General features: G+C 73.0%; 14 protein-coding genes and 1 pseudogene. 9 read left to right on the forward strand and 6 right to left on the reverse strand.

Annotated features, from left to right (window positions below; translation table 11 throughout):
- Positions 1 to 27: 27 nt before the first annotated feature.
- Positions 28 to 3,387 carry an AfsR/SARP family transcriptional regulator gene (locus ACWDXC_RS08005; RefSeq protein ID WP_449979328.1) on the forward strand — a complete coding sequence of 1,120 codons (3,360 nt, stop codon included), beginning with the start codon at positions 28 to 30 and terminating at the stop codon, positions 3,385 to 3,387.
- A 403-nt stretch (positions 3,388 to 3,790) separates the two neighbouring features.
- On the opposite strand, the pseudogene ACWDXC_RS08010 reads toward ACWDXC_RS08005, so the two are convergent.
- Positions 3,791 to 4,411, reverse strand: a pseudogene (locus tag ACWDXC_RS08010) (AfsR/SARP family transcriptional regulator); the annotation flags it as partial.
- A gap of 120 nt (positions 4,412 to 4,531) precedes the next feature.
- Between ACWDXC_RS08010 and ACWDXC_RS08015 the strand changes: the two are divergent.
- Entirely contained in the window at positions 4,532 to 5,329 is a 798-nt protein-coding gene (locus ACWDXC_RS08015; protein WP_449979330.1) for a hypothetical protein, read from the forward strand.
- A 122-nt stretch (positions 5,330 to 5,451) separates the two neighbouring features.
- Positions 5,452 to 6,858 carry a DHA2 family efflux MFS transporter permease subunit gene (locus tag ACWDXC_RS08020; protein WP_449979332.1) on the forward strand — a complete coding sequence of 469 codons (1,407 nt, stop codon included), beginning with the start codon at positions 5,452 to 5,454 and terminating at the stop codon, positions 6,856 to 6,858.
- Here ACWDXC_RS08020 and ACWDXC_RS08025 read toward each other — a convergent pair.
- Positions 6,809 to 7,873: a LacI family DNA-binding transcriptional regulator gene (locus tag ACWDXC_RS08025; RefSeq protein ID WP_449979335.1), complete on the reverse strand. Its 1,065-nt coding sequence runs from the start codon at positions 7,871 to 7,873 to the stop codon at positions 6,809 to 6,811. The two genes, ACWDXC_RS08020 and ACWDXC_RS08025, sit on opposite strands and share 50 nt — an antisense overlap.
- A 197-nt stretch (positions 7,874 to 8,070) precedes the next feature.
- Between ACWDXC_RS08025 and ACWDXC_RS08030 the strand changes: the two genes are divergently transcribed.
- From ACWDXC_RS08030 to ACWDXC_RS08050, 5 genes are read left to right on the forward strand one after another with little or no spacing between them, the layout of a single operon-like run.
- Entirely contained in the window at positions 8,071 to 10,392 is a 2,322-nt protein-coding gene (locus ACWDXC_RS08030; protein WP_449979337.1) for a beta-xylosidase/alpha-l-arabinosidase, read from the forward strand.
- Positions 10,389 to 11,303, forward strand: coding sequence for an ABC transporter permease (locus tag ACWDXC_RS08035; RefSeq protein WP_219518242.1), 915 nt, complete (start codon positions 10,389 to 10,391; stop codon positions 11,301 to 11,303). The genes ACWDXC_RS08030 and ACWDXC_RS08035 overlap by 4 nt, the downstream gene beginning before the upstream one ends.
- Positions 11,300 to 12,175, forward strand: a complete 876-nt coding sequence (locus ACWDXC_RS08040; protein WP_308126219.1) for a carbohydrate ABC transporter permease — start codon at positions 11,300 to 11,302, stop codon at positions 12,173 to 12,175. The genes ACWDXC_RS08035 and ACWDXC_RS08040 overlap by 4 nt, the downstream gene beginning before the upstream one ends.
- A gap of 35 nt (positions 12,176 to 12,210) precedes the next feature.
- Positions 12,211 to 13,866, forward strand: a complete 1,656-nt coding sequence (locus tag ACWDXC_RS08045; RefSeq protein WP_449979341.1) for an ABC transporter substrate-binding protein — start codon at positions 12,211 to 12,213, stop codon at positions 13,864 to 13,866.
- 2 nt (positions 13,867 to 13,868) lie between these two features.
- The gene (locus tag ACWDXC_RS08050) at positions 13,869 to 14,558 is read left to right on the forward strand and encodes a hypothetical protein (protein ID WP_449979344.1); all 690 of its coding nucleotides are present in this window, start codon (positions 13,869 to 13,871) and stop codon (positions 14,556 to 14,558) included.
- Between the two features lie 48 nt (positions 14,559 to 14,606).
- On the opposite strand, the gene ACWDXC_RS08055 is transcribed toward ACWDXC_RS08050, so the two are convergent.
- From ACWDXC_RS08055 to ACWDXC_RS08070, 4 genes are all read right to left on the reverse strand, one after another.
- Complete coding sequence (locus ACWDXC_RS08055) at positions 14,607 to 16,610, reverse strand: alpha-glucuronidase (protein ID WP_449979346.1); 2,004 nt, start codon at positions 16,608 to 16,610, stop codon at positions 14,607 to 14,609.
- Between the two features lie 64 nt (positions 16,611 to 16,674).
- Complete coding sequence (locus ACWDXC_RS08060; RefSeq protein WP_219518246.1) at positions 16,675 to 17,949, reverse strand: cytochrome P450; 1,275 nt, start codon at positions 17,947 to 17,949, stop codon at positions 16,675 to 16,677.
- 1 nt (position 17,950) lies between these two features.
- On the reverse strand, positions 17,951 to 18,142 hold the full coding sequence (locus ACWDXC_RS08065) for a ferredoxin (protein WP_219518247.1): 192 nt from the start codon (positions 18,140 to 18,142) through the stop codon (positions 17,951 to 17,953).
- Positions 18,139 to 18,756, reverse strand: coding sequence for a TetR family transcriptional regulator (locus tag ACWDXC_RS08070; protein WP_449979350.1), 618 nt, complete (start codon positions 18,754 to 18,756; stop codon positions 18,139 to 18,141). Before ACWDXC_RS08070 ends, ACWDXC_RS08065 begins: the two co-directional genes overlap by 4 nt.
- Positions 18,757 to 19,091: 335 nt before the next feature.
- Here ACWDXC_RS08070 and ACWDXC_RS08075 point away from each other — a divergent pair, with 335 nt between their 5' ends.
- Positions 19,092 to 20,633: a GMC family oxidoreductase gene (locus ACWDXC_RS08075; RefSeq protein ID WP_449979353.1), complete on the forward strand. Its 1,542-nt coding sequence runs from the start codon at positions 19,092 to 19,094 to the stop codon at positions 20,631 to 20,633.

Below are 20,633 nucleotides of genomic sequence, written 5' to 3' on the forward strand. Positions count from 1 at the left end.
TCGCCCGCGTGATTATGCTCGGACGTTGTGGACATCCGCGTGCTCGGCCCGGTGGAGGTGCGGGACGGCGGCGGTTCGGGGGTGCCGCTGGGGGGAGCCCAGCAGAGGTGCGTCGCCGGGCTGCTCGCCGCGCACCTCGGCGGCTACGTGTCCGTGGAGCGGCTGAGCGAGGCCCTGTGGGACGACGAACCGCCCAAGACCGCCAAGACCATCGTGCAGGGGCACGTGTCCCAGCTCCGCAAGGCCGCCGGTGACCTGATCGACAGCGGCGCGGCCGGCTACGCGCTGGCCGTGCCCGCCGACCGGGTCGACCTCGGCCGGTTCCGCCGCCTGGCCGCCGAAGGGCGCGCCGCCGCCCGGCCCGCCGACGCCGCCCGCGCCTGGTCACGGGCCCTGGACGAGTGGCGCGGCCAGCCGCTCCAGGGCATCGGCGGCGTCTGGGTCGACCAGCGGGTGCGCGGGCCGCTGCTGGAGGAGCGGTGGGCGCTGCTGGAGGAGTACGCCGCCGCGCTGGCCGAGCTGGGCCGCCACCACGAGGTGCCGGTCGTGCTGCGAGAGCTGCGGCACGAGCAGCCGTTCCGCGAACGGCCGCACGAGCTGGCCATGGTCGCGCTGTGGCACGGCGGGCGCGCGCCGGAGGCGCTGGAGCTGTTCCGGGAGGTCCGGCGGCTGTTCGCGGACGAGCTCGGCGTGGACCCCGGGCCCCGCCTGCGCGACCTGCACGCGAGCATCCTGTCCGGCGCCCCGCCGCCGTCGGCCGGGCGCGTGGTGCTGACGACCGGCCACCCGCAGACGACGGCGCCCGGTTCGCGCGCGCCAGGGCCGCCCGTGCTTGGCTCGCCCGCGTCCGGCTCGTCCGCGTCCAGCCTGTCCGCGTCCACTTCGCCCGCGTCCGGTTCGCCCGCTCCGGCGGGCGGGCGGGTGGTGCCGAGGCAGCTCCCCATGGAGACCGCCGGGTTCGCCGGCCGCCGGGCCGAGCTCGACCGGCTCTGCGCGCTGCTCCGCGAGCGCCAGATCGTGCTCGTCACCGGGGCCGCCGGGGCCGGGAAGTCGGCGCTGGCCGTGCGGGCCGGGCACCGGCTGGCGGCCGAGTTCCCCGACGGGCAGCTCCACGTCGACCTCAACGGCTACGGCCAGGGCGACCCGGTGCCGCCCGAACGCGCGCTCACCCGCTGCCTGCGGGCGCTCGGCGTCGGCTCGGTCCCAGCGGGCGCGACCGAACAGGCCGACCTCTACCGCTCGCTCACGGCAGGCCGGCGGCTGCTCGTCGTCCTCGACAACGCCGCGAACGCCGGCCAGGTGCGCCCCCTGCTGCCGGGCGGCACCGGCTGCGCCGTGATCGTCACCAGCCGCGACAGCCTGCGCGGCCTGGTCGCCCTGGAGGGCGCCCGCAGCCTGACGCTCGGCACGCTCACCCCCGTCGAGGCCCGCGACCTGCTCGCCGACGTGGCCGGGCCCGACCGGATCGGCGCCGAGCCCGGGGCGGTCGCCGAGATGGCCGGGCTCTGCGGCCACCTGCCGCTCGCCCTGCGCATCGCGGGCGCCAACCTCGCCGCCCGGCCCGGCCTCGGCGTCGAGAGCTACACCGCGGAGCTGCGCGCCGACCGGTGGCGCACGCTCAGCGTCGAAGGCGACCCGCAGGCGGCCGTCGCCACCGCCTTCGGCCGCTCGTACGCCTCGCTCGCCCCCGGCGCCGCGCTGCTGTTCCGCCGGTTCGGGCTGGCGCCGGGCTGCGACTTCACCGTGGCCACCGCGTCCCGGCTCGCCGGCGCCGACGCCGCCACGGCCGCGCGCCTGCTGGGCGCGCTCGCCTCAGCCCACCTCATCGAGGAGCACGCGCCCGGCCGCTTCCGCCTGCACGACCTGATCCACCTGTACGCGCGCGAGCGGCGGCAGCCGGACGACGAGCCCGGCCGCACCCGCCTGCACGCCTACTACCTGCACACGGCGCGGGCCGCCGCCGCCCTCCTGGCGCCCGCCAACGAGCTGCTGCCGCTCACCGCCGCCGACCCGCCGCTCGACGCCGAGCCGCTCGACGACCCCTCCCGGGCCCGCGCCTGGCTGGACGCCGAACAGCACAACCTGCTGGCCGTCCTCGACCAGGCGATCCAGCTCGGCGCGCACCGGATGCTGTGGCGGCTGATCGAGGTGCTGCGTGCGTTCATGAACGGGCGCGTCCACCTGGAGGTGATCGTCTCCCTGGCCCGCGCCGGGCTGCGCGCCGCCGAACAGGCCGGCGACACCGCCGGGCAGGGCAGCATGCACCACACGCTGGGCAACGCCCGGCTCGTGCTCAACGACCCGCACGCCGCCATCGCCCACTACGAGCGCGCCTCGGCCCACTACGAGGACATCGGCTGGACGCCCGGCGTGCTCATGACACTGACCAACCTGGCCACGGCGGGCACCAGCCGCGGCGACCTCGCCGGCAGCACCCGCCACTACGAGCGCGTCATCCGCGTCTGGGAGAAGCTCGAACCGTCGGCCAAACTGGCCGCCACCCTGGAGAACCACGCCCTCGCGTTGCTGTGGCAGGGACGGGCCGGGGAGGCGCTGGAGCAGCAGCGGCGCGCCATCGACCTGTTCCTGGCGCTCGGCGGCAGCCGGTCGTGGCGCGGGCGCGCGTACGCGATCCTGGGGGACGTGCACCTGGCGCTCGGCGACCTGGGCGCGGCCGAGGAGGCGTTCGGGGTGGCGCTCGGCGGCGAGCCGGAGTTCGGCTCGCGCTTCCGCGAGGCGGCGGCTTACGGCAGCCTCGCCATGACCCACTATCTGCGCGGCGAGGTCGGCGCCGCCGTGGAGCAGGCGCGCCGGGCCGTCGAGGCCACGCGCGGCAGGGGGGTCGCGGGCGAGCACGACGAGGCGCTGTCCACGCTGGCCTGGGTGGACGAGACCGCGGACCTCGACGCCAGGTGCGCGCTCCTGGAGCGGGTGGTCGCCTCCTACGCCGAGCGGGGGGCGCACCCGTACCCCAAGGCCCGCGCCCACCTTCTGCTGGCGACGCTGCGGCAGCGCGCGGGGACCTCCGGGGAGGCCGGTCGGCGCGTCTCGGAGGCGCTCGCGCTCGCCCGCGCGCACGGGCTGCGGCGGCTGGAAGGGCAGGCGCTCACGTTGTCGGCCCGCCTCCCGGAGGGGGCGGCCGGAGACGCGCTGCGGGCCGCCGAGCTGCACCGGGAGCTCGGCCACCGGCTCGACGAGGCCGACGCCATGCTGGCGGCGGCCGCCTGCCTCGTCCGCGACGGCCGCCCCGACGAGGCGGCCCCCCTGGCCGCCGCGCCCGCACCCGCCTCCGCGCCCTCGGCGCCCGCCCTCCCTGGCTCCACCCCACCACCGACCCGAGGGACGACGCCCCCGCCCTGGAGAGCGGCGGCCTCGACCTGGGGATGACCCCCTGACCCAGGTCCCACCACCCCGCCCTGCCACCCCGCCCTGACGGCCACCACCCCGCCCTGACGGACGGCCCCCACCCTGGGAAGACGCCGCGCCTGCCCCGACAGGCCGGCACCCCGCCGGAGGGGAGGGCACCCCGCTTCCCCGAGGAGGGCGGCGCGCCTTCCTCTCGGGGAGCTCCACTGGGGTGGGGGGCGCGGCTCCCGCCTCCGGGCTCCCGCTCGGCAGGCGGAGTGCCCCCGCCGTGGGGCGTTCCCGCTGGGAGGGCGGGTGTCTCCCTGTCTTGGGGTCGGGTGTCAGAGGGTGCGTTGGAGGACGGCTTCGAAGGTGGAGCGGAGTTCGGGGCCCGGTCGACGCCGAGGTCGGCGGCGAGGCCGGTGCGGGTGCGTTCGTAGAGGTCGAGGGCTTCGGCCTGGCGGCCCAGGCGGTAGAAGGCGGTCATGAGGAGGGCCACCAGCCGTTCCCGGTGGGGACCGGCGGCGACGGCGGTGCGGAGCGCGGCCACCACCCGTTCGGGCTCGCCGAGCCGCAGGCGGCGCCGGGCCAGGTCCTCGACGGCGGCCAGCCTGGCTTCCTCCAGGTCGATGGCGGCGGCCAGCCCCGGTTCGCCGAGGGCGGGGCCGCGCCACAGCGACAGCGCCTCGTCGAGCAGGTCGGCGCCGCGCCGGTCGCCGGCCTGGGCGGCCTCGGCCACGAGCCGGCGGAACCGCAGCGCGTCGACCCGTTCGGGTTCGACGCGCAGCACGTAGCCGGTCGGCGTCGTCTCCAGCAGCTCGTCGCCGAGCAGTTTGCGCAGCCGGTAGACGTGGCCCTGCACGGTGACGCGGGCGCTGTCGGGCGGGCTGCCGTCCCATACGGCGCCGATCAGCCGGTCCACGGCCACGGGCGTGCCGGGCGTCAGCAGCAGCGCGGCGAGCACGTACCGCCGTTTGCGCGGCCCCAGCTCCAGCCTCTGTCCCCCGTTCCAGGCGTCGATGGACCCGAGCAGGCGAAACTCCAGGAGATCCATCCACCACAGCATGGCGGGGGCCGCTAAGGGCGGGCTAAGGAACGGCTAGGAGCTGCGACGCCAACGAAACGCCAAGCCAGCCTGCCAGGGTTTCCACCCGTTGTTTCGCCTACATGATCGGGGAAGGAAGCAGTGAAGGCTTTCAAGAAGGCGGTCGCGGGGGCGGCGGTCGTCGCGGCGGGTTCGTTGCTGGTCGCGGCGCAGTTCACCACGGCGGCGGCCGCGCAGCCGGCGGCGGCCGTGACCGCCGAGACCGCGGTGGCCGCGAAGGACCGGCTGGGCGCGGGGGAGTGGCTGCTGCCCGGGCAGTCGCTCACGTCGGGCGGCGGCCGGTTCAAGCTGGTCCAGCAGCGTGAGGGCAACCTGGTGTTCTACGACGGCACCAGGGCGCTGTGGAGCTCGCCCACGTCCGGCAACCGGGGTGCGCGCACCACCATGCAGAAGGAGGGGAACCTCGTCATCTACGACGCCGGGAACAAGCCGCTGTGGTCCACGCCCACGGCCGGGAACCCGGGCGCGTACCTGAAGCTGCCCGCGCAGAGCGGCAACCTGGTGATCTACTCGCGGGAGAACACGCCGCTGTGGTCGTCGCACACGTACTTCGGCAAGCTGCCGTCGGGCCACGTGCTGCGGCCGGGGCAGTGGGTGCAGTCGGCCAACGGCCGCTACAAGCTGATCCAGCAGGACGAGGGCAACGCGGTGCTGTACGACGGCACGCGGAGCCTGTGGACGACGCCGACGGCCGGTCACCCGGGCGCCCGCTCGATCATGCAGCGGGAGGGCAACTGGGTGGTCGTCGGCCGTGACGACAAGGCCCTGTGGACGAGCCCGACGGCGGGCAACCCGGGCGCGTGGCTGTCGGTGAGCAACGACGGCCGGGTCATCGTCTACTCGCAGGACAACAAGCCGCTCTGGTCCAGCCGCCGATAGGCGTCCCGCTTCACCGCCAAGGCCCCCGGTCGCGTACCGGGGGCCTTGTTGTTGTGGAACCGATCGTTCCGTTCTGCTATTATGGGAATGTAGCGTTCCGTTCCAATCGAAGGGCTGAGCACATGACCGTCCTCGCTCCCCCCGCGCCCGTCGCCGTCGCACCGCCCCGGCGCTGGACCGGGCTGTTCGCGATCCTCGCGGCCGACCTGCTCAACCTGCTCGACGGCACCGTCGGCAACGTGGCCGCCCCCGCCATCCGCGCCGAGCTGGGCGGCTCGGCCGCCACCATGCAGTGGATCGTCGCCGGCTACACGCTCGCCATGGCCGTCGGGCTGCTCACCGGCGGGCGGCTCGGCGACATGTACGGACGCAAGCGGATGATGATGGTCGGGGTGACCGGGTTCGTCGTCGCCTCCCTGGCCTGCGGGCTGGCGTTCTCGCCCGCGACGATGATCGCCGCCCGGGTGCTGCAGGGGCTGTTCGGCGCGCTCATGGTGCCGCAGTCGTTCGGCCTCATCCGCGACCTGTTCGGCGAGCGGACCGGCAAGGCGTTCGCCCTGCTCGGGCCGGTGATCGGGCTGGCCACCATCCTCGGGCCCATCGTGTCCGGGCTGCTCGTCGAGGCGGGCGGCTGGCGGTCGGTGTTCCTGATCAACGTGCCGCTGGGCGCGTTCGCGCTGGCCGTGGGCTGGAAGGTGCTGCCCGCCGTGCCGCCCACCGCCCGGGGCGCCCGGCTCGACACCACCGGCGCGCTGCTGGCGGGGGCGGGGCTGACCATGCTCGTCGTGCCGCTCGTCCAGGGCCACGAGCTCGGCTGGCCGGCCTGGACGCTCGTCCTGCTGGCCGCCTCGGCGCCCACGCTCGCCCTGTTCGTCCTGCACCAGCTCCGCCGCCGGGGCCGCGCGCCGCTGGTCGACCTCGGCGTCTTCGCCCGGCGCTCCTACGCCTCCGGGGTCGCGTTCGTGGTCGCCTTCTTCGGCTCGATCACCGGGTTCTCGCTCGTGGTGGCGCTGTTCCTGCAGGTGGGGCTCCGCTACTCGCCGCTGGACGCCAGCCTGGCCATGTCCGGCTGGGCGGTGGGCGCCTTCCTCGGCTCCGCCTTCGGCGGCGCGCTGATGAACCGGCTCGGCCGCCGCATCCTGCACCTCGGCCTCGCCCTGATGACCACCGGCCTCGGCTGGCTGTACGCGGTCTTCACCGGCATCGGCGTCGCGCTCGACGGCTGGGACCTGACCGGGCCCCTGGTCGTGTACGGGATCGGCATGGGAATGATCTTCGTGCCGCTGTTCGACATCATCGTCGGCGGGCTGCGCGACCACGAGGTCGGCTCGGGGTCCGGCATGCTTTCGGCCTTCCAGCAGGTCGGCGCGTCGCTGGGGGTGGCGGTGCTCGGCACCGTGTTCTTCTCCGCGGCCGGGGCGGCGGGCTTCGCCGAGGCGGCGGCCCGGGTGACGCTGGTGGCCGCCGGGGCCACGGCCGTCACGTTCTGCCTGGGCTTCCTGCTCCCGAAGCGGGCCCGCCTGGAGTAGATCGCGCCGGCGGCGGGGCGGTGCTGGCGCGGACGACGAGCTCGTTGACCAGGTCGATGCGGCTGCTGGCGAGCTCCGCGCCGCGCGCCAGGTCGAGCAGCATCTGGGCGGCCATCCCCGACATGTCGCGCAACGGCTGGTTGACGGTGGTCAGCGGCGGATCGATCCATTCGGACATCGGCAGGTTGTCGTACCCGATCACCGACAGCTCCCGGGGGACGTCGAGCCCGAGCCGCCGGGCCGCGCGCAGGACGCCGAGCGCCTGCATGTCGGCCCCGGCGAAGATCGCGGTCGGGCGGTCCTGGCGGGACAGCAGCTCCATACCGTGCTCGTAGCCGGCGTCGATGTAGAAGTTGCCGTAGCGGACCAGCTCGGGGTCGGCCTCCAGTCCGGCCTCCTCGTGCGCCGAGCGGAACCCGGCCACGCGCGCCCGGCTGCACAGCACGTCCTCGGGGCCGGAGACGATCGCGATGCGCTCGTGGCCGAGCTCCAGCAGGTGGCGGGTGGCGAGCAGGCCGCCGTCCCAGTTGTTGGAGCCCACCGTCGGCACGGAGGCGGCGGTCGCGCTGTCGGTGTCGACGACGACCACCGGGATGCCCTGCCGCTGGAGCCGTTCCTGCTGGGCCGGGGTGGGCCCGGACAGCACGAACACCACGCCGAGCGGCCGGCGGGCGAGCACGGCGTTGAGCCATTCGGCGGGCGGCCGGTGCTTGCCGCCGAGCTGGGACAGCACCACCTCGACCTTCGCCGTGGCGGCCACGGCCTCGACCCCGCGGATGATCTCGACGGCCCAGGCCGAGTCGAGCTCGTGGAAGACCAGGTCGAGCTGGCCCGAGCCGAACGGCCGGCGCCGGGTCCGGCGCCGGTACTGGTGGCGGGCGAGGCTCGCCTCGACGCGGGCCCGGGTCTCGGGCGCGACGTCGGGATGGCCGTTGAGGACCTTGGAGACCGTCGTCACGGAGACGCCGACCTCACCGGCCACGGTGGCGATCGTCGCGGAGCGGGGAGTGGTCATCGCCCGGCATCTTATTTTTTCGGAAACTTTCGGGCAACCCCGGCCGCCAGGGCTCGCAACTTTCGGCCTGACAGCCCCGAACTCTACGCATAACGGCAGATGACGCAACTCTTGACACGTCACGACGAGGCCCTTAGGTTGCCGCAATTAACGGAATCCTCTCGAAAGTTTCGCATTCCGTCGGCCGAAGGGATGGCATGCCCACCGACACCGACCCCCTGCCCTGGCGTGATCCCCGGCTGTCCCCCGCGGAACGCGCCGAGGCGCTGATCCCGCTCATGACGCTGGAGGAGAAGGTCGCCCAGCTCGCCGGGGTGTGGGTGGGCGCCGACGCGTCGGGCGGCGGCGTCGCCCCGCATCAGGAGGACATGGCGGGCGTCGAGTGGAGCGAGGTCATCGCCCACGGCCTGGGCCAGCTCACCCGCCCGTTCGGCACCGCCCCGGTCGACCCGGTCGCCGGCGCCCGCTCGCTGGCCGCCTCCCAGGCCGAGATCGTGGCCGCCGGCCGGTTCGGCATCCCCGCCCAGGTGCACGAGGAGTGCCTGACCGGCTTCGCCGCCTGGCGCGCGACCGTCTACCCCGCCCCGCTGAGCTGGGGCGCGAGCTTCGACCCGGCGCTGATCGAGGAGATGGCCGGGCACATCGGCCGCTCCCTGCGCGCCGCCGGCGTCCACCAGGGCCTGGCCCCGGTGGTGGACGTGACCAGGGACTACCGCTGGGGCCGCACCGAGGAGACGATCGGCGAGGACCCCTACCTCGTCGGCACGCTCGGCGCCGCCTACGTGCGCGGCCTGGAGGGCGCCGGGATCGTCGCCACGCTCAAGCACTTCGCCGGGTACGCCTCCTCCCGGGGCGGGCGCAACCTGGCCCCCGTGCCGATGGGGCCGCGCGAGCTGGCCGACGTGGTGCTGCCGCCGTTCGAGATGGCGCTGCGCCTGGGCGGCCCCCGCTCGGTGATGAACTCCTACTCCGAGATCGACGGCCTCCCCGTGGCCGCCGACGAGAGCCTGCTCACCGGCCTGCTCCGCGACGCCTGGGGCTTCACCGGCACGGTCGTCGCCGACTACTTCGCGGTCCGGTTCCTGCAGAAGCTGCACGGTGTGGCCGCCGACGGGGGACAGGCCGCCGGGCTGGCCCTGCGCGCCGGGATCGACGTCGAGCTGCCCACCGTCGACACGTTCGGCGCCCCACTGATCGACGCGGTCAAGGCGGGCACGGTGAGCGAGGCGCTGATCGACCGGGCGCTGCGCCGAGTGCTGGCGCAGAAGGCCGAGCTCGGCCTGCTCGACCCGGACTGGCGGCCCCTGCCGGACGACGTCGAGAACCTGCGCCTGGACGACGACCGGGGCCGCGACATCGCGCTGCGCCTGGCCCGCCAGGCGGTCGTGCTGCTCCGCAACAGCGGCGGCGTCCTCCCGCTGGCCCCCGGCGCGCGGGTCGCGCTGGTCGGGCCGGTGGCCGACGACCCGATGGCGATGCTCGGCTGCTACTCCTTCCCCCTGCACGTCGGCGGCCACCCGGAGCACGGGCTCGGGCTGGAGGTCCCGTCGCTGCGCCAGGCGCTCGACGCCCTCGTCCCCGGCGTCGCGTACGCGCGGGGCTGTGACGTCAGCGGCGACGACACCTCCGGCATCGCGGCGGCGGTCGCCGCCGCCGAGGCCGCCGACGTGTGCGTGCTCGCCGTCGGCGACCGGGCCGGGCTGTTCGGGCGCGGCACCTCAGGCGAGGGCTGCGACGCCGCCGACCTCCGCCTGCCCGGCGTGCAGCCCGAGCTGGTGCGCGCGGTGCTCGCCACCGGCACCCCCGTGGTCCTGGTGCTGCTCGCCGGCCGCCCGTACGCGCTCGGCCCCGGGACGGACGCCGCCGCGGCCGTCGTCTGCGGCTTCTTCCCCGGCCAGCTCGGCGGCCAGGCGCTGGCCGAGGTGCTCACCGGCGCGGTGAACCCGTCCGGCCGGCTGCCGGTCAGCGTCCCGCGCGACGACGGCGGGCTGCCCGCCACGTACCTGTCGCCACCGCTCGGCCGCCGCAGCGAGGTGTCGTCGGTCGACCCGACGCCGGCGTTCCCGTTCGGGCACGGGCTCGGCTACAGCGCGTTCGAGTGGAGCGGGGCGCGGGTGATCGGGCCGGACGTCTGGCCCGTGGACGGCGAGGCGACGGTCGAGATCACCGTGCGCAACACGGGGGAGCGGCCGGGCGCCGAGGTCGTCCAGCTCTACCTGCACGACCCCGTCGCCCAGACGACCAGGCCGGTGGTCCGCCTGCTCGGCTTCGCCCGGGTGCCGCTGGAACCGGGCGACGGCGCGGTGGTGACGTTCACCGTCCCGGCGGACCTCACCGCGTTCACCGGCGTGCGCGGCCGCCGCGTCGTCGAGCCCGGCGACGTCGAGCTGCGGTTCGGGCGCTCGGCCGGCGACCTGGTGGCGGCGCTGCCGCTGCGCCTCGACGGCCGGGAACGCGAGGTGGGACACGACCGGAAGCTGCGGCCGGTGACGCGGATCGCGCCCGAGGAGCGGTCGTGAAACCCCAGGACCGCACCTGGCGCCGGGCGCTGCGCCGCGACTGGCAGCTCTACACGCTGGCGATCCTGCCGCTGCTGTTCTTCCTGATCTTCCGCTACGCGCCGATGCTCGGCAACGTCATCGCCTTCCGCAAGTTCCAGCCCGGCGGCAACCTCTTCGGCGAGGAGTGGGTCGGCCTCCGCTACGTCAACATGTTCCTGTCCGACCCGACGTTCTGGACGGTGTTCACCAACACGCTCGTGCTCGGCGGGCTGACGCTGCTGTTCTGCTTCCCGCTGCCGATCGTGCTGGCGCTGCTGCTGAACGAGATCCGCACCCGCAGGCTCAAGCGGTTCCTGCAGTCGGTGTCCTACCTGCCGCACTTCCTGTCGGTCGTCATCGTGGCCGCGCTCGTCATGCAGATGACGGCCGTCGACGGCCCGATCAACCAGGTGCTCAAGTCGCTCGGCGAGGAGCCCGTCACGTTCCTGCAGCAGCCCGAGTGGTTCCGGACGATCTACGTCTCGTCCGAGGTGTGGCAGACCGTCGGCTGGGGGACCATCCTCTACCTCGCCGCCCTGACCACCATCGACGAGCAGCTGTACGAGGCCGCCCGGATGGACGGCGCCGGCCGGTGGCGGCAGATCTGGCACGTGACGCTGCCGGGCATCCGGCCCACCGCGGTCACCCTGATGATCCTCAACCTCGGCACGTTCCTGGCCGTGGGCTTCGAGAAGATCCTGCTGCTCTACAACCCGCTGACGTACCCCACCGCCGACGTGATCTCCACGTACCTGTTCCGGATGGGCGTGCTGTCCAGCAACTTCAGCTACGCCGCCGCCATCGGCCTGTTCGAGGCGCTCATCGGCCTGGTGCTGGTCGTGTCGGCGAACGTGATCTCCCGCCGCACAGTAGGGACGAGCCTGTGGTGACAGTCGGCACGAGCCGGGGCTACCGGGTCTTCCAGGCGGTCAACGCCGTCGTCCTCACCGGCGTCGTGGCCGTCACGCTCTACCCGTTCTTCAACATCCTGGCCCGCTCGTTCAGCGAGGAGACGTACATCCGCGCGGGCGAGGTGAACCTGATCCCGCGCGGCTTCAACCTGACCACGTACGAGATCGTCGCCTCCGACCCGATGTTCTGGCGCAACTACGGCAACACCGTGTACTACACGGTCGTCGCCACGCTGGTCGCGATCGTGCTGACCACCTGTTACGCCTACGTGCTGTCGAAGAAGCACCTCAAGGGCCGCACGGCGCTCATCTGGATCGCCGTCTTCACCATGATCTTCTCCGGCGGCCTGATCCCGAACTACGTCCTGGTCACCAGCCTCGGCCTGCGCAACTCCGTGTGGGCCATCGCGCTGCCCAACGCGATCAGCGTCTTCAACCTGCTGGTGATGAAGGCGTTCTTCGAGAGCCTGCCGAACGACCTGGAGGAGGCGGCCGCCATCGACGGGCTCAACACCTACGGCATCCTGTGGCGGATCACGCTGCCGCTGTCGAAGGCGGTGGTGGCCACGATGGTGCTCTTCTACGCGGTCTCGTTCTGGAACTCGTGGTTCGCGGCGTTCCTCTACATGAACGAGTCGGAGCTGTTCCCCGTGACGGTCTACCTGCGCAACCTCATCGCCGGAGCCACGGGCGTGGAGAACGCCGGCGCCGTGGCCGGGGAGCTGACGCAGGCCGCCGCCAACATCCAGTCGGTGACCATCGTGCTCACCGTCCTCCCCATCCTGGCCGTCTATCCCTTCGTGCAGCGCTACTTCGTCTCGGGCGTCATGCTCGGAGCCGTCAAGGGATAGGGGCCGCCGTCTCCCCACGGGAAAGGCAACCCCCCATGCACAGAGTCACCCGCCGCGTCACCCGCCGCCAGGCGCTCCTGACGTTCGGCGCGCTCGCCCTGGCCGCCACCGCGTGCAGCGGCGAGGACCCGGCCGCGCCCGCCGCCGGGAAGCCGGGCCTGGGCAACAAGGCGGGCGCGATGCCCAAGTACGCCGTCGGCGACCAGTTCAAGGCCACCGTGCCGCTGACCTTCTCCGTCCTGTACAACAACCACCCGAACTACGCGCTCAAGAAGGACTGGCTGTTCTGGTCGGAGCTGGAGAAGCGCACCAGCGTGACGTTCGACCCGGTCACGGTGCCGCTCAGCGACTACGAGAAGAAGCGCAGCCTGCTCATCGGCGCGGGAGACGCCCCCCTCATCATCCCCAAGACCTACCCGCACCAGGAGGAGCCGTTCGTCGCCTCCGGCGCGATCCTGCCGGTCAGCGACTACGTCGACCTGATGCCGCACTTCCAGGACAAGGTCGCCAAGTGGAACATGAAGGCCGACCTGGACACCCTCCGCCAGGCCGACGGCCGCTTCTACCTGCTGCCCGGCCTGCACGAGAACATCTGGCTCGACTACTCGCTGGCCGTCAGGGCCGACATCCTCGACAAGCACGGCCTCCAGGTCCCGAAGACCTGGGACGAGCTCCACACGCTGCTCAAGGCCATCAAGCAGGAGTATCCGGACCTCTACCCGATGACCGACCGGTGGGGCGTCCCGACGCCGGGCGGCAACCTGCTCAACATCGTCGGCACCGCGTACGGCGCGCCCGGCGGCTGGGGCTACCAGCACGCCACCTGGGACGCCGCCGCGGGGAAGTTCGCCTTCACCGGCAGCATGCCGCAGTACAAGGCCGTGCTGGAGTACCTGAACAAGCTGGTGGCCGAGAAGCTGCTCGACCCCGAGTCGTTCACCCAGTCGGACGACGCCGCCATCCAGAAGATCGTCGGCGGCAAGTCGTTCGTCATCAGCACGAACGCGCAGACGCTGGTCAACGACTACCGGCCGCCGCTGAAGAAGTTCGACCCGGACGCCAAGCTCGTCAAGATCCCGACGCCCACGGGCCCGCTCGGCGACGTCAAGGCAGGCAACCGCCTGGAGAACGGCATCATGATCTCCAAGAAGGCGCTGGACAGCGAGAACTTCGTCGCCATGATGCAGTTCATCGACTGGCTCTGGTACTCCGACGCCGGCCAGGAGTTCGCCAAGTGGGGCGTCGAGGGCGTCACCTACACCAAGGCCGGCGAGGGCGAGTACGAGCTGAACGAGGACGTCGACTTCATCGGGCTCAACCCCGACGGCTCCAAGCACCTGCAGAAGGACTTCGGCTTCAGCAACGGCGTGTTCGCCTACGGCGGCCGGACGTCGCTGCTCCAGTCCACCTTCTCCGACGAGGAGAAGGAGTTCCAGGCCGTGATCAACGCCCGTCAGGCGCTCCCGGTGCCGCCGCCGCGCCCGTTCACCGACGAGGAGCGCGAGCAGGCGGCGCTGTGGGAGACCGCGCTGCGCGACCACGTCGACCAGAACACGCTCAAGTTCATCCTGGGCGACCGCCCGCTGTCGGAGTGGGACGCCTACGTCAAGGAGTTGGAGGCGAAGAGCTCCACCCAGTACATCAACCTGGTCAACACCGCCTACGAGCGGTTCAAGAAGGAACACGGCTGAGCGTGACGAGGATCCAGGCGACGGGCGGGCGGTTCGGCGAGGGAGTGCTCTCCCGGGCCGCCGCGCTCGTCTACACCCTGCTGACGGTCGAGCTGCTGTTCCTGGCCGGGGTCGTGCCCGGCCTGGCGGGGCTGACCCTGCTGGAGCGCGACCCCGGCAACGTCCCGCTGGCCGTCGCCTGCCTGCTGCCCGTGGGCCCGGCGCTGTCCGCCGCCGTCTACGCGCTGCGCCGCCGCTCCCGCGACCTCGCCGACCTGCGGCCCGCCGCCGCGTTCTGGCGCGGCTACCGGGCCAACGCGGGCGGCGTGCTGAGGATCTGGACGCCGTGGCTGGCCTGGCTGGCCGTCGCGGGCCTCACCCTGGCCAACTTCGGCGCCTCCGGCCTGCCCGGCTGGTGGGCGGCGCTCCTGGTCGTGGTCGCGGTCGCCGCCACCCTGTGGGCCGCCAACGCCCTGGTGATCACCTCCCTGTACGCGTTCCGCACCGCCGACGTGGCGCGGCTGGCGGCGTACTTCCTGGTGCGCGCGCCCGGCGCCACGCTCGGCAACCTGTGCCTGCTGGTGCTGGCGGGCGGCGTCACGCTGGTCGCCTCAGAGGCGGCGCTGGCGCTGCTCGCCTTCGCGGTGGCGGCGGCGCTGCTGCGCAACAGCCGGCCGATGATCGCCGAGATCGAGGAGAGGTTCACCCGCTGAAGCCGCAGGACGCCCAGCGGCGTCCCGGTCCCGCGCGAGGACCGAGCCTCAGGGGATGCGCCGGCCGTGCGCGTCCGGCACCCCCGACTTGCGGAAGAAGTAGGCGTTGACCTGGTCGCGCCACTCCTCGGCGCAGCGGACCTGCTCGTCGAGGAGCTCGCGCACCCGGGCGTGCAGCGCCGGGTCCACCAGCCCGGCCGCCTCCGCCCACCGCTCCCGGTAACCGGCAGCCTCCCGCGCCCCGGCGAAGTGCGTGTCGTAGATGTGCTGGATCACCGTCGACCCGCTGCGCAGCACGTGCCCGTACGGGACGTGGTGGAAGAACAGCAGCAGCTCGTCGGGGCACCGGTCGAGCGACTCGTACGTCCCCGCCCACGGCTCCGGGTACTGCCCGGCGAAGCCGGTGCCGGTGGCGCGGGTCCGGTCCACGCCCACGCCGTCACGGTCGGCGAAGTGGTACGTGCCCCACGGCGAGTACTCGTAGCCGTCGACCGACGGGCCGTAGTGGTCGCCCGGGTTGACCATGAACCCGACGCCGAGCGGGGCGGTGTATCGCTCGTACGTCCGCCACGAGCCGTCCATGATCGCGTGCAGCGTCTCCCGCAGCGCGGCCGGGGCCTGCGGGAACGTGAGCCCGATCCACTCGTCCAGGATCGCGGCCGGGTCCGCCCGGGGCGCCCACGCCAGCCTGCCGAACGCGTACAGGTTCGCCTGGGCGAGCGGGTGGCCGGTCCAGTACGGGTCGTCGCCCACGTTGGAGACCGCGACCAGCCCGCCCCCGGCGGCCACGTCCGCGACGTCGGCGAAGGCCAGCACCTCGCTCCACATCGGCGCGAGATAGCACACGTGCCGCTGCTGGCCGGTGTACTCCTGCGTGACCTGGAGCTCCACCGCCAGGCGGGTGCGCGGCATGGCGGTGATCACGGGGGAGACCGGCTCGCGCGGCTGGAAGTCCATCGGCCCGTGCTTGACCTGCACGATCGCGTTGTCCCTGAACTGCCCGTCGAGCGGCGCGAAGTGGTCGTGGGCGGCGCGGGCCCGGTCGGTGGAGCGGTCGCGCCAGTCCTGGCGGTGGTTGTAGACGAACGCGCGCCAGTGCACCACGCCGCCGAACGGCGCCAGCGCGTCGGCCAGCATGTTCGCGCCGTCCGCGTGGGTGCGCCCGTAGGCGAACGGGCCCGGCTGCCCTTCGGAGTCGGCCTTGACCACGTAACCGCCGAAGTCCGGGATCGCCTCGTACACGCGTGCGGTCGCGCCCGCCCACCAGGCGCGCACGTCCTCGTCCAGCGGGTCGGCGACCGGCAGCCCGCCCAGCGCGACGGGCGCGGCGAAGTTCACCGACAGGTGCACGCGGATGCCGTACGGGCGCAGCTCGCCGGCGATCGCGGCGACGTCGCCGAGCCGGTCGGTCAGCAGCCTGGCCTCGGCGGCGTGCACGTTCACGTTGTTGACGGCGATGGCGTTGACGCCGATCGCGGCCAGCAGCCGCCCGTAGGCGCGCACCCGGGCCAGGTCGCCGCGCGGGCCGCCGTCCCGCCAGAAGATCGAACCGCCCGCGTAGCCGCGCTCGACCTGGCCCATCACCGGGTGCACGGCGACGTTGTCCCAGTGGTCGAGCATCCTGCGGCGCAGCGCGGGTCGGTGGTGCTCGACCGGCCGGTCCGCGCCGAACGCCGCCTCGCCCAGCCGCACCACGTGGAACAGCCCGTACAGCAGCCCGGCCGGGTCGTCGGCGAGCACGGTGGTGACGCCGTCGCGGCGGCCGAGCGCGTACCCCTCCGGGCCGATGCCGTCCGAGGCGGGAGCCCCCGCCGCGGACGTCAGCGCGAGCACGAGCTCGGCGGCGCCGCCGTCGTTCACGCTGTCGTTCATGCCGTTGTTCACGCCGTCGTTCATGCTGCCGCCGAACCGGGCGCAGGCCGCCGCCACCTCGTCGTGCACGGTGGCGACGCCGTCGCCGCCCAGCACGAGGGTGCGGCGCGAGCCGATCGCCCGGAACGCCTCCGGCGGCAGCCACGCGGCGTGGACGTCGGCCAGGTCGGAAATGCTCACGGGGGTCCTCCGGCGGGAAAGCGCTTCCTCGCGCCAACCTACCGGAGACCGGCTTCTCCCGGCATCACCGTCCCAGGGTCAGCGGCAGCGTGCGCGGCCCCCGCACCTGGCCGGCCGCCCACGTCACCGCCTCCGGATCGGCCAGGCCGAACACCGGGATGCGCTCCAGCCACACCTCCAGCGCCACCCGCAGCTCCATCCGGGCCAGATGCGAGCCCACGCAGCGGTGGATGCCCAGCCCGAACGCGGCGTGCCGGTTCACCTGACGGTCGATGACGACCTCGCCCGCCCGCTCGAACTGCGCCGGGTCCCGGTTCGCCGCCGGGAACGACAGCAGGACCCAGTCGTCGGCCTTCATGTCGACGCCGTGCCAGTGCATGTCCTCCTTGACCAGCCGCGCCATCGTCACCGGCGCGTAGACGCGCAGCAGCTCCTCCATCGCCGTCGGCAGCAGCCCAGGCTCGGCCACCAGGCGCTCCCGGTCGGCCGGCGTCTTGGCCAGATGCCACAGCGAGGCGCCGATCGCGCTCCACGTCGTGTCGATCCCCGCGATGAGCAGCAGCGCCATCGTGCCCGCCACGTGCGAGGGGTCCAGCTTCTGGCCGTAGAGCTCAGCGTTGATCAGGTAGGTCGTCAGGTCGTCACGCGGCCGGTCGACGTGGTCGCGGATCTGCTCCAGCAGGTAGTCGAAGAGCTGCTGCATCCGCTCGATCCGCTCCTCCGGCGGATGGTTGACGCCTTCGAGCACGTTCTCGATGAACTCGCGGAACCTCGGCCCGTCCTCGGCCGGGAAGCCGAGCATGGCGGCGATCACCCGCATCGGGATGTGCTGGGCGTAGTCGCGGGCGGCGTCGACCACGTCACGGCCCTCGAACTCGTCGATGAGCGCGTGGCACAGCGCCCGCGTCGAGTCCACCTGCTTGGCGACCGCCGTCTTGGTGAACGCCGGCAGCAGCAGCTTGCGCGCGTCGTGGTGGAAGGGAGGGTCGGAGGAGATGGGCGGCGAGCCGCCCATCGGCGCCAGCTCGCGCGGCGGCCGGAAGTTGCTCATGATGATCGACCGCGACGAGAACCGCTCGGTGTCGTACGCCACCGCCGCCACGTCCTCGTACCGCGTCGGCAGCCAGCCGCCGCCGAACCGCTCGGTGTGCGCGATCGGGCAGCGCTGCCGCAGGTCGTCCTGGATCGGGTACGGGTCGGCCGCCCACTCCGGTTCCAAGTGGGAGAAATCGGTCGCCCAGTCGGAGACCGGGCCGGTGATGATCTCGTTCCGGGTGCCCAGGGGCTCCTCCCCGTCGGTCTCCCGGAAATCACGGGTGAAGCGGTCGTCAACGGTCATCTCATGCCTCCTCGACGGCCTTCTCGGGACAGTTGGCCATCGCCAGCCGCGCCTCCTGCTCCCGCCCCGGTGGCACCAGGCCGTCGCCGAGCACCGTCCCGTAGCCTTCGCCGTCCTCGCCGAACAGGGCGGGCGCCAGGTCGTAGCACCGGCCGTGGCCCTGGCACCGTTCGGGGTTGATCTGGACTTTCACGGTGTCGCCTCCGTGGCTGAGGTGGATCCGGTACGGGTGATCGCGGCGACGAGACGGGTGAGCAGCGCGACCCACTCCCCGTCGTCCACCGCGTGCTGGTCGGGGGTGACCAGCGCGCTGCCCATCGCGAGCAGGAAGCAGAAGTGCGCGAGCGCGTCGGGGGAGACCGCGGGGTCGAGCTCGCCCGCGTCCTGCCCGGCGCGCACCAGCCGGGTGATCCAGTCGGCGCGTTCGCGCACGTAGTCGCGCATCGGCCCGGCCACGTCCTCGTCGCGCCGGGCGGCCACCAGCGCCTCGACGATCAGGTAGCCGAGCGCGTCCCGCCGCCGGGGCAGCCGCCGCCCGCTCGCCACCAGCAGGTCCGTGATCGGCTCGTCCGGGTGGGCGGCGAACAGGTCCGCCATCAGCGTCGGCCCGTGCGCCCGCAGCGCGGCCACCAGCAGTTCCGCCTTCGACCCGAAGTGCGCGTACAGCGCGCCGTTGCTCACGCCCGCGGCGGCGGCGATGTCGGCCACGCGCGTGCCGTCGTAGCCGCGCTCGGCGAACGCGTCGGCCGCCGCGCGCAGCAGCCGTTTCCGCGTCTCCGCGGCGGTGACGCCTGCGATACGCCCCATAGGAGAATTGAAAGAACATTCATTTGATTCGTCAAGAGTTGCGGGCCGGGCAACTGGCCCATCCCTTCGACCCCATCCTGCAGTTGGTATGCACTCAGGGCCCGATCCGGCGCCGTTTCGCTTCGTATACTTCTGAACCCTGCCACCGCGACGTCACCGGCCCTCGTTCGCGCACCAGCCCCCGTTCACGTCATCGGTGGCGCGGGCCGCCATTCCGACGCGAAGGGACGCTGATGCCCGGTAAGGATGGGAAAGCCTGGCGGGACCCCGACGAGATCGCTCGCCGGGTACGGGACGGAAGCCTCACCAGACGCCATCTGCTCGCGATGTTCGGTGTGTCCGCGGCGTCCGCGGCCTTCGCAGCGTCCGAGGGGACGGCAGCCGCGGCCACGCGCCGCTACGACTACGTGATCGTGGGAGCCGGCTCGGCCGGGTGCACGCTGGCCGCGCGGCTGTTGTCGGACTCGCGGGCGAGCGTGCTGCTGATCGAGGCCGGCGGCACGAACGACCTGCCGGTGGTGCGGGACTTCACCAAGTCCGCCCTGGCGGCGGCCCCGAACTCGGGGCTCGTCTGGCCGTACCAGTCGGTTCCGCAGCGGGAGCTGCTGCACACGCGGCAGTCGTTCGTGTGCGGGAAGCTCGAAGGCGGCAGCAGCTCGGTGAACGGGATGGTGTGGGTCCTCGGCAACCCGGCCGACTACGACGGCTGGGCCGCCCAGGGCGCCACCGGCTGGGACTACGCGAGCGTGCGGCCCTCGCTGGAGGCGCTGTCCGGGCCCATCGAGCCGTCGGACGAGCTGACGCGGCGCAACCTGCTCTCCCAGGCCACGGTGGCAGCGGCCGTCGACCTCGGCTACACGTTCAACCCCGACTACAACGGCGCCACCCAGTTCGGCGTCTCCTACACGCGGCTCAACGTGGTGGACAAGATCCGCCAGGACGCGTTCACCTCGTTCCTGGTCCCGTACCTCACCGACCCGCGCCTGACGATCATGACGGACGCGGAGGTCGCGCGGCTGACGTTCGACCGCCGCGACGCGATCGACGGGGTCGTCATCCACGCCGGTCGCCGCCGGTTCACCGTCAGGGCCGAGCGGGAGGTGATCCTCAGCACGGGCACGGTCAACACGCCTCGCCTGCTCCAGTTGTCCGGCATCGGCGCGGCGCGGGACCTGCGACGGCTCGGCATCCCGGTCGTCGCCGACCTGCCCGGCGTCGGCGCCAACCTGCACGACCACCTGATCTCGGTGGCGTTGAAGAGGCTCCGCACCCCCGAGCCGCCGACGCACCTCACCTCGATGGACGTCAGCCTCTTCACCGGCAGCGGCCGGGTGCCCGGGACGCCGGCGTACCAGGGGCAGGTCTACTACATCGGGGAGGGCGGGTATCCGCCCTTCTCCGCGTTCTCGCAGGCGGTCGGCATGATCAACCTGCACCCCACCAGCCGGGGGTACGTCAAGCTGCGGTCGGCCGATCCTGCCGTGCCGCCGATCATCCAGCCGAACTTCCTGCGGACCGGAGAGGATCTCGAGGCGCAGCTCGACGGCTACCGGCTGGCCATCGAGCTGGTCAACGCGAAGGGACTGCGCGACTGGGTCATCGACGACGACGCCATCCCCGGCTCTCACGTCAACACCCGCAAGGAGCTGATCCGAGCGATGCGCACCTATTCGCAGGCCGACTTCCACGCGGTCGGCACCTGCCGGATGGGCACGGACGCGCACGCCGTCGTGGACCCCCACCTGCGCGTACGCGGTGTCAGGGGGCTGCGGCTGGCCAGCGCCGCGATCATGCCCAGCATCACCTCCGGCAACACCAACGCCCCGTCGATGATGATCGGCGACCGGTGCGGACGGCTGATCCTGGGCGGCGCCTGA

It is taken from the genome of Nonomuraea sp. NPDC003214 (assembly GCF_053590035.1).

What these genes read in the sequence shown, in the direction of transcription:
- ACWDXC_RS08060 (WP_219518246.1), bottom strand. Translation starts at nt 17,949, where the DNA reads ATGACCGTTGACGACCGCTTCACCCGTGATTTCCGGGAGACCGACGGG.
- ACWDXC_RS08070 (WP_449979350.1), bottom strand. Translation starts at nt 18,756, where the DNA reads ATGGGGCGTATCGCAGGCGTCACCGCCGCGGAGACGCGGAAACGGCTG.
- ACWDXC_RS08045 (WP_449979341.1), top strand. Translation starts at nt 12,211, where the DNA reads ATGCACAGAGTCACCCGCCGCGTCACCCGCCGCCAGGCGCTCCTGACG.
- ACWDXC_RS08030 (WP_449979337.1), top strand. Translation starts at nt 8,071, where the DNA reads ATGCCCACCGACACCGACCCCCTGCCCTGGCGTGATCCCCGGCTGTCC.
- ACWDXC_RS08020 (WP_449979332.1), top strand. Translation starts at nt 5,452, where the DNA reads ATGACCGTCCTCGCTCCCCCCGCGCCCGTCGCCGTCGCACCGCCCCGG.
- ACWDXC_RS08025 (WP_449979335.1), bottom strand. Translation starts at nt 7,873, where the DNA reads ATGACCACTCCCCGCTCCGCGACGATCGCCACCGTGGCCGGTGAGGTC.